This window comes from Paenibacillus sp. VT-400, assembly GCF_001029205.1.
In the GTDB taxonomy this organism is placed as follows: Bacteria; Bacillota; Bacilli; order Paenibacillales; family Paenibacillaceae; genus Paenibacillus; species Paenibacillus amylolyticus.
The window spans coordinates 1,139,001-1,149,923 of sequence record NZ_LELF01000067.1 but is presented as its reverse complement, the minus strand read 5'-3'; the positions used below and the strand labels follow the sequence as shown (position 1 = coordinate 1,149,923).

Sequence of the window (10,923 nt, the reverse complement as noted above, 5' to 3'; positions counted from 1 at the left end):
TAATTAATTAATGCATGTTCTGATTTATTTCACGCACAAAAAAACGCCATCACAATAATGTGATGGCATTCTTGATTATGGAGCCTAGGGGGATCGAACCCCTGACCTCATCGCTGCCAGCGATGCGCTCTCCCAGCTGAGCTAAGGCCCCAGGATATGAAATAGATAACTTGTCCAGCACTGCTACGTTCCACAGGCGACTCCTATATCATATAAAATCCAGCTTTCGCTGTCAATCACTTTTTCAAGATCCAAAGTGATTGGAGAAGAACAACCGATTTCTCTGGTACACACGGACTGGAACTCCAGACTGCTCTTCTCCCTTTACCAACTTCACTAATCCTCCAGATCGTCTTTGGACAACAGGGATTTCAGTTCTTTCATGAACATATTGATATCTTTGAACTGGCGGTATACCGACGCAAAACGGACATACGCCACTTCATCGACTGGAAACAACTGTTCCATCAACAGCTCACCAATCTGGCGACTCTCAACTTCAGCATCGGCTGTATTACGCAGAGATTTCTCCACTTCAGATACCATCATCTCCAGGGTCTCTACGGAGACTGGACGTTTCTCACAGGCACGAATGAGCCCGCGGAGAATTTTGTCCCGGCTGAACTCTTCACGACTGCCATCTTTCTTAATGACGATCAGTGGAGTCTCCTCAATCATCTCAAACGTTGTAAATCTTCGGGCACACTGCTCACACTCACGGCGACGACGAATGGATTTTGCTTCGTTGGCCGGACGCGAATCAAGCACTTTGGTACCCATATAACCGCAATAAGGACACTTCAAAACAGATCACTTCCCACGTTTTACTTTTTACCACATATTCCCTGTACTGATTTTGTAATGAAAAACGCATTGCCGACACATAATACTTTTACCAACCCGCGAGGAGGTGAACAGCAATGGCACAAAGCAATGGTAACTCCAACAACTTGGTGGTAACTAAAGCTTCCGCAGCACTCGAGCAAATGAAATATGAAGTTGCTCAAGAACTCGGAATCAGCATCCCACAAGACGGATACCAAGGTAACATGACTTCTTACGAGAACGGTTCGATCGGTGGATACATCACGAAGCGTCTGGTAACAATTGCAGAACAGCAATTGGCAGGTCAATACCAATAATATCTGCATCGTAATACGCTACACAGAGGAGCATGGAGCGGCCGGTGAATAACCGGCCTGCTCTGTGCTTCTACTTATATACTAGAACGTATTATAGATCTTTACATACTGATTATAATAGTAAATGACTCTTTGTACATAGTGACGCGTCTCACCAAACGGAATATCTTTCACTGTATCGAACGAGCCATCCCATACACCATCTCTAAGCCAACTGTTTACTTTGCCTGGTCCCGCATTATAGGCAGCGATCATAACTGCTTCATTGCCATCGAATTGATCAGACAGATTCCGCAGATACCATGTGCCTAATTGAATATTTCGTTCTGGCTCGTGCTTTAATTCCTCCAGCGAAGTGTCGGGAATTTTGGCTTGTTCCAGTATCCAATTCGCCGTGTCCGGCATCAGTTGCATGAGCCCAATGGCACCTCGTTTGGATTCCTTGCTTGTCTTAAAATTAGTCTCCACCTTGATAATGGAAGCAATCAGAAACGGATCAACCTCATAACTCTGAGATTGGGCACGGATCTCTTCCTTATAATGTATGGGATAGAACCATGCCATCCAGTTTGTATTCAGAAATAACACCAGTACAAAGGAAACAAACATCAACAGCAATACACGTTTCTTACGCAATATTCTCATAACAAACCCTTACGCTGTAGATATGAGTCAATTTGCTGCTCCGTCGCAGGCCATAAGCCGCTGTTATCGATGACAATGTCTGCCAGCTGTTTTTTGCGCTCAATATCCATCTGTACATCCATTCGAGCCTCAGCCTGTGCTGCAGTCATTCCATCCCGACTTATCAAGCGATCTCGTTGCACCGATCTCGGGACATATACAACCATGACTTCCTCGAAACCGTCCTCCAGACCTGATTCGTAGAGCAAAGGAATATCAGATACCACAAGTTTATCCGGATATTGCAACGCGTATGCAACAGCCCGTTCGCGCATCTCTCTTCGGATCGCCGGATGTGTGATAGCCTCCAATGCCTTTCGTTCCTCTGGTTGTTCGAAAACAATACTTCCGAGCTTTTTCCGATCCAGTGTTCCATCTTCGTTCAGTATGGCTTGTCCAAACCGCTTAACAGCGGCGGCCAACACGGGATGCCCGGGCATCATAACTTCCCGGGCAATAACGTCTGCATCGATGAGCAACGCTCCCTTACTGGCGAGATAGGCGGAAACACTGCTTTTGCCTGTCGCGATCCCGCCGGTTAAGCCTATATTCATCGTTTCACCTCATAACAACTTCATTATTCCCATAATCATTAACATTAGCGCTGGCAATACAGACAGTCTTCGCATCCAGCGCAGAGCTGAGAATCGTAGGCCAACCTTCATGCCGAGTGACAGAAACGCCCCACTAAATAGTGCAATAATGAGTGCTGTCCATAGTGTAGGGAATCCCAGAAGTGCCGCTCCCAAACCTGCTCCAAACGCATCCAGAGACAAGGCAATACCCAGCCACATCGCTTCTTGAGCAGATATACTCCCCGAGTTATCCATATCCGCCTTGGAGGGACTGCGAAGGATCTGAATGACAACGCCCAGCTTGCGCAGCTCCAGTGTAAATACCATTCGTTCCAGTGATCCACTTGAAGCCGACTGTTCCAGATCCAGTGCAAGCACCTGATTTCTGCCCTTTGAAGCCGACAGTCTCTCTTGTGCTTCTCCCACTCCAGTTACCTTTGCTTCTGTTCCCTCACCCATTCCAGTGTCTGTTTCCAGCTGTTCTTTGCCTTGCTTCCGAATTAGTTGCAACAGTGACCATGCACCAATACCTATCAATATAACAGCTCCCACGATCGAAGCGATATCCGGTGACACCACATGGGACAACAACACACCTACTTGCATCGACAAGGCAATAACCAATCCTGAACAGATCGAAATAACAGCGATAGATAACAGGGGAATCTTAGTCCTCCGTAACCCATATGTAATCCCGACTCCAAAACCATCTAAACTAAGCGCCAAAGCAAGCGCCAGCAATGAAATAAAATGATGCAGCACCCCGGACTCCTCCTCTGTGCGGTACTCGTGCCAACTGAAGATGCCAGTATGGGTATACGCCCGCTTATTTCTGCCATATCAGTATATGGAGGGAGGAATCCAAGGGTGCTATGATTTCATCATTTCGTTCATTCAGTTCATGTTACAGCAGCTGACAGTTCGGACAAAAATGCGTTCCACGGCCACCAACCACCGTTTTTTCAATTAACGTACCACAAGTTGTACAAGGTTCTGATTTGCGTCCATAGATTTTCAGTTGATGCTGGAACATCCCCATCTCACCCTGTCCATTCACATAGGACTTGATGGATGATCCACCTGCATTCACTGCATCTTGCAACGTAGCCACAATCGCTTCATGAAGCACCGTTAACTGAGCTTCGGTCAGTGTCTTGGCGATGGTCTCGGGATGGATACCTGCGCGAAATAGAGCCTCGTCCACATAAATATTCCCGATACCAACCACATATGCCTGATTTAAAAGTACAGCCTTGATTTTGGTTGTACGCTTGCCAACCGCCTCGCGGAATGCAGTTACCGTAAAGGCGGGATCAAGCGGCTCCAGTCCCAGCTTCAGCAAAGGTTTGGACACCAGTTCCTCACCTGCATTGAACAGATGCATCGTACCGAACTGACGCACATCCTTATAACGCAATTCCGTACCATCATTAAAATGGAAGATCACATGTGTATGTTTCTCCACATCTTCATGCTGCTCGTACACACCGTACCTTCCTTCCATCCGCAGATGGGAGACAAGCACCAGCCCGTCCAGCAAAATACGCAAAAACTTGCCGCGGCGCTCCACGCCAATGACGGTATGTCCCGCGAGTTCCATTGCAAATGCATCTATGTCGTCCGGCCGCTGAATAATCCGCGGCAAGCTAACGGTAACATGATCAATCGTTTTGCCCACAATAAGTTGATTCAATGTTCTTCTGACTGTTTCGACTTCCGGTAATTCCGGCATGATGTTCTCACCTCCCCTATATTATAACGGAAGATGGCGCTCAGCGGGACCCTTTTCTTATATCTCGGACATGGAAGGGCCTATTGTAAAATACCGGAAAAACCGCGCAGCACTTGATTTATTTCGCTTCGTACCAGTTATCACCAAAGCTGACTTCGGCTTTCAGCGGAACCGACAGTTCCAACGCTTTTTCCATAACAGATGGTACTAACTCTTTCATAAGTTCCAATTCATCCGCAGGCACTTCGAATACAAGTTCATCGTGCACCTGAAGCAACATACGGCTCTTCAACTTGCGTTCCCGCAGCGCTTCATCCATCTGTACCATGGCCAGCTTGATGATATCTGCTGCTGTTCCCTGAATCGGTGTATTCATCGCCGTACGCTCTGCGAAGGAACGCAGATTGAAGTTACTGGCATTAATCTCTGGCAGGTAACGACGACGTTCCAACAGCGTTTTGACGTAACCATCCTGACGAGCTTCCTTCACAATGTCATCCATGTATCGGCGGACACCCTGGAACACTTCAAAATACTGATCAATAAACTGCGCGGCCTCTTTACGTGTAATGTGCAGGTTCTGTGATAAGCCATAATCACTTATGCCATACACGATACCAAAGTTAACTGCCTTCGCGGAACGACGCATATCCCCATCCACATCCTCAGGCTTCACACCGAATACATCCGAAGCGGTCTTTGTATGAATATCCATATCGTTGACAAACGCTTCCTTCAAGCGCTCATCGTCCGAAATGTGGGCCAGTACTCGCAGTTCAATCTGGGAATAGTCTGCTGCCAAAATGGACCATCCTGGCTCGGAAGGAACAAATACCTTCCGGATTTTGCGACCTTCTTCCATCCGAATCGGAATGTTCTGCAAGTTCGGGAATTGACTGCTAAGTCGTCCTGTTGCAGCAATGGTCTGACGATAATACGTATGCACCTTGCCATCCCGATTGGATATCTCTTTGAGCAATCCTTCCACATAAGTGGATTGCAGCTTGGCAAGCTGACGATATTGTAGAATATGCTTGACCACATCATTATAAGGAGCCAATTTCTCCAATACTTCAGCATCTGTGGAATAACCCGTTTTTGTTTTCTTCACCACTGGCAAGCCCAGTCTATCAAATAAAATCTCACCCAGTTGCTTCGGTGAATTCAGATTAAATTCCGTTCCTGACAGCTTGTAGATCTCAGCCATCAACCTGCTGATCTGTTCTTCAAACTCACTGCCCAAAGCCTGTAGATCGGCTGTATTGGCCTTGATGCCCTGTTTCTCCATGTCCGCCAATATGCGTGACAACGGCATCTCCAGTTCATGGAACAGTGAATTCATCTCATCGGTTTCCAGCACCTGCTCCTGAAGTGGAATAATGGCTGCTACTGCGGCAGCTTTGCGGCACAGGAAATCACCCAAGATCTCCACTTCCGGTACCTTGTACTTGGCACCTTTGCCCATAACCGTGTCATCCTCCACAAGTGAAGGCAGACCATACTTGGTCGTGAGTCCACTAATCGTCTGGTTGGATTCCGTTGGATCAAGCAAATACGCTGCCAGTTGTACATCAAATGACGCACCAGCAAATTCAATGCCATGCGCATGCAGGGCCAGGTCTACACGATGAAGATCATAACCGCGCTTCGGCTGGTCTGAATTACCAAGCCAAGCCCGCACTGGAGCCGCAGCCTCGGAATGAAGCAATTCGGGAGATATGAACGTATACGTTCCAGCGGAACCTACAGCAAGTCCAATCAATTTCGCTTGGTGCGGGTTATCCCCATGTGTCTCCACGTGGAGGACATCAATGGAATCGAGGGAACTGAACAACTCACTGATGTTGTCCTCTGTTGCAATGGAGGATTCAACTTCGGCAGCAGGGACCGCTTCCTGTTCAGAACCGATGCTGCCACTGAACGACAGGCGTTCGAGCAAGGATTTGAATTCCAGCTTGGCCAATGCAGGGCCCGCATGTTCTTCTTTTAATCCAGCGAATTGCATATCCTCCCACGTCTGCTCCAGCGGAACTTCCCGGTGAATCGTCGCGAGTTGTTTGCTCATCCGGGCATCTTCGGCATGGGCCTCGATCTTTTCTTTCATCTTGCCTTTCAGCTCACTAGTGCCGTTCAGCACATCTTCTACCGATCCGAACTGGTGCAGCAGCTTCAACGCTGTTTTCTCTCCAACCCCGGGAATGCCTGGAATGTTATCGGACGCATCGCCCATCAGACCCTTGAGATCAATGATTTGCAGCGGCGTCAGACCATAACGCTCTTTAATCTGAGCAGGATCATACAGCTCAATATCGGTTACCCCTTTGCGCGTCAGCCCGATATGTACATGTTCGGAAGCAAGCTGCAACATATCTTTGTCACCCGATACAACGAGCACCTGTCTGCCCGCTTCATCTGCCCGTTTGGTTAACGTTCCGATGATGTCATCTGCTTCGAATCCAGCCAGCTCAAACTGAGCAATGCCAAGTCCTTTCAACAGTTCTTTGAGCAAAGGGAATTGCTCTGACAACTCTGGTGGTGTTTTCTCCCGTCCACCCTTGTATTCCTGATACCCTTCGTGGCGGAACGTGATTTTGCCTGCATCAAATGCAACCATGACATGTGTAGGCTTATGCTCTTCAAGCAATCTCAGCAGCATCGTAGTGAAGCCATATACCGCATTGGTATGCAGACCTTTCGAGTTGGTCAGAGGCGGCATTGCAAAAAACGCCCTGTAAATAATGCTATTTCCATCTATGAGAATAAACTTGTCCATTCCAGCACCTCGCGTATTATATGGTCAACCTCTTCAAATTACATCTACTCTCATGATACCATACCCACCTGTCACATCAAAAAGAATAGCCTCTTTCACTTCACATTTAATCACAAAAAAGAACCTTCTCCACAGACAGCTGTACACAGCCTACCTGAGAGAAAGTCCTTTTCCATTCATATGATTGCATTACTTAATCAGTACTGATTCCCCAATTCCATAGCAATGCTCTTCTATTGATTCAGATCCGGACGTTTACCTGTCACCAGGTATACCGTGCTCTCACCAATGTTGGTTGCATGATCGCCAATTCGTTCAATGTAACGTCCAACCATCATCAGCAGCATAGCCTGAGAAGCCTGATTAGGATGCTCTGACATTAACGTGTAGAGATCACTGATCATGTGGCTGTACAGTTGATCGACCTGATCGTCTGTCTGAGCCATTTTGTAGGCCAGGTCTGTGTTTTCTTTCAGGAAAGATTCGATGGATTCATCAATCATGGATTTCACGATTTCTGCCATTTGCGGGATATCCACCAAAGGTTTAATTAGCTTCTGTCCATCCATACGGAGTGTCACCTTCGCCACGTCGAGCGCAAGATCTCCCATACGTTCCAGATCACTGGAGATTTTGAATGCCACGATAATACGTCTGAGATCCTTTGCCACCGGCTGTTGTGTGATGATCAGTTTGGAGCCAAGTTCCATAATTTTGTCTTCAAGGGCATTCAGATTCGCATCATTCTTGATGATGACCTGAGCTTTCTCCGCGTTCATCGTTTGTAAACTCTCAATAGCACCATCCAATGCTGCTCCTACATGTTCACCCATTTGTTTGAGCAAGGTACGCAGCTCTTCAAGCTCCTGATCAAATTCTTTTCTGCGAATCATAGATTTCATGTCCTCCTTATCCATCATCTCCGGGTATGCCGGGATCATTCCAATTCAGCTCGCTTAACCGAACCTTCCAGATATATAATCCTCGGTTCGGGAATCTTGCGGTGTGGAGAATAACGTCTCCGTATCAGCTGCCTCCACCACTTCACCATTCAGGAAAAATACCGTGCGTCCAGATACCCGTGCCGCTTGGTGCATATTGTGGGTAACCATAACGATCGTGTACTTGTGATGCAATTCCTTCACCAGTTCCTCAATCTTCAATGTGGAGATCGGGTCGAGTGCAGACGTTGCTTCATCCATCAGCAGAACGTCAGGCTGTACAGCCAGCGCCCGTGCAATACAGAGACGCTGTTGTTGTCCGCCGGACAAACTAAGTGCCGACTTTTTCAATACATCCTTTACTTCATCCCATAGGGCAGCATGGACAAGACTTTGTTCCACCAACTGATCCAGTTCAGCCTTTTGGGTTACCCCGTGCAAGCGCGGTCCATAAGCCACGTTATCGTATATGGATTTTGGAAAAGGATTCGGTTGTTGGAACACCATTCCAACTCGTTTGCGCAGTGTCTCCACTTCAATCTCATTACTGTAAATGTCAGAGCCATTCAGCATAACCTGTCCTTCCACACGAACACCCGGAATCATGTCATTCATCCGGTTTAACGTGCGAAGCAATGTCGATTTACCACAACCTGACGGCCCGATGAACGCAGTAACGGTTTTTTCCGGCAGATCCATCGATATATTTTTAAGCGCGTGATGCGTATCATAATATAAATTAAGATTTTCAATGTGAATGAGGTCCTTCATGGATGTTCACTTCTCCTTCGCTGCAGGGACACGGAAACTCCCTTTACGTTGAGACCGATACTGATAATCTTTCATCGTTGCTCGGCCATCTTTAATATCCTACCCTTTCATTGTAAAAACAGTATCACTTTCATGTTAACGGAATGTAAAAAAGACATCCTTAACCTGCATGATCTGCTTGATGGATCAATCTGATTGCTGATGCCTGCCTTATTGACTACTTTATATTACTCACTATTCGAAACCATCTCATCCAGCTTCATACGAATGTGCTCTGCAACTTCTCCAGCTTTCCCGCCTTCCATGGCGATCTCCTCTGCTATACGAGACAAACCTCTCACCGCACTGTTCAGTTGTCGGAACGTTGCTCCCCCTGCGGTGACATGCACCGAACTGTCGTCAATCTCCGCTCCGCTTGCCTTAACCAGTTCAACAGTCTGAAGGGTCAATCCACCAATATTCTCTAACAAAGAAGACATGTTCCCCGCAACCTCACGGGTCTGTTTTGCGAGCGCTCGAATCTCGCCTGCAACAATCTGAAAACCTCGTCCATATTCACCGGCATGAGCTGCTTCGATGGAAGCATTCAGGGCGAGAAGACCACTCTGATCTGCCAGGGAGCGAATGGATTGTGCCATCCCTGAGCCTGTTTTGATCGAATTCAGCATGTGATCCGCATGTTGTCCTTGACTCTCCATATGCTGATGTACCCGGTTATAGGAAGCATCAACGTGTTTCAAACTCTCTTCGCCCTGTTTGGACAATGCCATGATCTCACGGGCCTCATGAACGGTCTGATTCGCTGCATTCACCAGCTTGGTGACCGCATTATTGATTCTGGATATCTCCTGTCTGCTCTCGGTTACTGTACGTATGCGCTCTTCCGTAACAGCCTGTTGTAATCTGCGAGATAGCGACATTACGTCACGCATCGTCAGCACACCAAGCAGTCTGCCTTGGTCCGTAACCAGCAGACAATCGTAGAAATGCTGTTCATCCCGTCCAAGTGCGATATCAATAATCGTTGAGGCTTCCATATGAATATCTGCTATGACCGGAGATGTATTCACTACTTGTATGACCGGCTTACGGTAGAATAGATCTGCGGCAAAACGGCCATTTAACATCCGATATAACGTCTCTCTCATTAACAATCCAGTGGGTTTCATCTGCTCATCACACAATACGATACATGGGTGTTCCTGATCCTGATTCATCATCGTGGCAGCTTCTCCACAGGTGGTATGGACTCCGGCGACAGGTACCTGACGATAATAGTCATGCAAATGGATCACAGATTCTTCAGCAACAACCGTTACTTCATGATGCTGCTGTTCGGGTGTCGCTATTTCTTCATTATGTAAAATAACATGAGACTGGTCAGGTTTCACTTCGAGCAACATGGGCATAAATGCGCAATCTCCTTTACGTAATACCTCCGTCTTGAGGTGGGTTATGTAGGTACAAAGTATCACTCAGATAAGTCCATGCTACTCCCTCTACGTAAAGAAAAATCTTCCTTTATGTTAAATGAACGTAAAATAAAACTCCCCGATCATTGCTAACTTGAATGATGGGGAGTTTTTCTTTTGACAACCAATTTATAACCTACACCACGAATCGAATCAATGTGAACCGATTCCGGGTCCAGCTCCAGCTTTTTACGTAATGAACTGACGTGAACGTCCACGGTTCGTTGACCTCCGATATAATCGAAGCCCCACACAGCGTTCATCAGATCATCCCTTGTCAGTACCACACCCGGCTTTTTGGCCAAATATAGAAGTACTTCGAACTCTTTCGGACGCAGACTGATGGATTGTCCACCCAGTGTCACTTCATATTTCAGAGGATAAATCTCCAGCTCTCCCAGAATAATTCGTGAGCCATCCTTGTCCTCAAGCTGTGGTAAATCTTCACCATTGGAATAACGTCTTAATACCGCATCCACTCGGGCTAATAACTCAGATACACCAAACGGTTTGGTAATATAATCATCGGCACCTGATTTCAGTCCCTGTACAACCTCGGCTTCACCGTTCTTGGCCGTCAGAATGATAACCGGTGTACTAACACCCTGTATTCTTAACTTGCTCAGAATGTCCAGACCATTCATGCCCGGAAGCATCAAATCCAGCAAAATGAGATCAAATTCCTGGGACAAGGCCCGATCATATCCTGCAGATCCGTGATCCTCTGCCGTAACGTCGTAACCTTCCTGTGTCAGGTTATACGTGAGTAATCTTGATAATGTAGGTTCATCTTCAATAACTAGTAAACGCTGTGCCATGATACCCCTTCTCTC

At 47.0% G+C, this 10,923-nt stretch carries 11 protein-coding genes and 1 tRNA gene; 1 reads left to right on the top strand and 11 read right to left on the bottom strand.

Annotated features, from left to right (window positions below; genetic code table 11):
• Positions 1 to 78: 78 nt before the first annotated feature.
• Positions 79 to 151 (bottom strand) — tRNA-Ala (locus tag EL84_RS15960).
• A gap of 185 nt (positions 152 to 336) precedes the next feature.
• Positions 337 to 804, bottom strand: a complete 468-nt coding sequence (nrdR, locus tag EL84_RS15955; RefSeq protein WP_036609807.1) for a transcriptional regulator NrdR — start codon at positions 802 to 804, stop codon at positions 337 to 339.
• A 116-nt stretch (positions 805 to 920) separates the two neighbouring features.
• Between nrdR and EL84_RS15950 the strand changes: the two genes are divergently transcribed.
• Positions 921 to 1,142: an alpha/beta-type small acid-soluble spore protein gene (locus tag EL84_RS15950; protein WP_017689472.1), complete on the top strand. Its 222-nt coding sequence runs from the start codon at positions 921 to 923 to the stop codon at positions 1,140 to 1,142.
• A gap of 81 nt (positions 1,143 to 1,223) precedes the next feature.
• On the opposite strand, the gene EL84_RS15945 is transcribed toward EL84_RS15950, so the two are convergent.
• The 9 genes from EL84_RS15945 to EL84_RS15905 all read right to left on the bottom strand — a co-directional run bounded on the left by EL84_RS15945 (position 1,224) and on the right by EL84_RS15905 (position 10,908).
• On the bottom strand, positions 1,224 to 1,787 hold the full coding sequence (locus EL84_RS15945; RefSeq protein ID WP_036609809.1) for a lytic transglycosylase domain-containing protein: 564 nt from the start codon (positions 1,785 to 1,787) through the stop codon (positions 1,224 to 1,226).
• The gene (coaE, locus tag EL84_RS15940) at positions 1,784 to 2,380 is read right to left on the bottom strand and encodes a dephospho-CoA kinase (protein ID WP_047842326.1); all 597 of its coding nucleotides are present in this window, start codon (positions 2,378 to 2,380) and stop codon (positions 1,784 to 1,786) included. Before coaE ends, EL84_RS15945 begins: the two co-directional genes overlap by 4 nt.
• Positions 2,381 to 2,389: 9 nt before the next feature.
• Positions 2,390 to 3,163, bottom strand: coding sequence for a manganese efflux pump (locus EL84_RS15935; RefSeq protein WP_047842325.1), 774 nt, complete (start codon positions 3,161 to 3,163; stop codon positions 2,390 to 2,392).
• A gap of 142 nt (positions 3,164 to 3,305) precedes the next feature.
• Entirely contained in the window at positions 3,306 to 4,133 is an 828-nt protein-coding gene (gene mutM / locus EL84_RS15930; protein ID WP_036669994.1) for a DNA-formamidopyrimidine glycosylase, read from the bottom strand.
• A 118-nt stretch (positions 4,134 to 4,251) separates the two neighbouring features.
• Complete coding sequence (gene polA, locus EL84_RS15925; RefSeq protein WP_036609817.1) at positions 4,252 to 6,906, bottom strand: DNA polymerase I; 2,655 nt, start codon at positions 6,904 to 6,906, stop codon at positions 4,252 to 4,254.
• Positions 6,907 to 7,139: 233 nt separating this feature from the next.
• Positions 7,140 to 7,799 (bottom strand): phosphate signaling complex protein PhoU, encoded by a 660-nt coding sequence (gene phoU, locus EL84_RS15920; protein ID WP_036609819.1) that lies wholly within the window; start codon positions 7,797 to 7,799, stop codon positions 7,140 to 7,142.
• Positions 7,800 to 7,862: 63 nt separating this feature from the next.
• A complete protein-coding gene (pstB, locus tag EL84_RS15915) occupies positions 7,863 to 8,618 on the bottom strand; it encodes a phosphate ABC transporter ATP-binding protein PstB (RefSeq protein WP_036609821.1) in 756 nt (251 codons plus the stop codon).
• A 227-nt stretch (positions 8,619 to 8,845) separates the two neighbouring features.
• Positions 8,846 to 10,027 (bottom strand): methyl-accepting chemotaxis protein, encoded by a 1,182-nt coding sequence (locus tag EL84_RS15910; protein WP_047842324.1) that lies wholly within the window; start codon positions 10,025 to 10,027, stop codon positions 8,846 to 8,848.
• A gap of 152 nt (positions 10,028 to 10,179) precedes the next feature.
• Positions 10,180 to 10,908 carry a response regulator transcription factor gene (locus EL84_RS15905; protein ID WP_036609823.1) on the bottom strand — a complete coding sequence of 243 codons (729 nt, stop codon included), beginning with the start codon at positions 10,906 to 10,908 and terminating at the stop codon, positions 10,180 to 10,182.
• Positions 10,909 to 10,923: the final 15 nt, after the last annotated feature.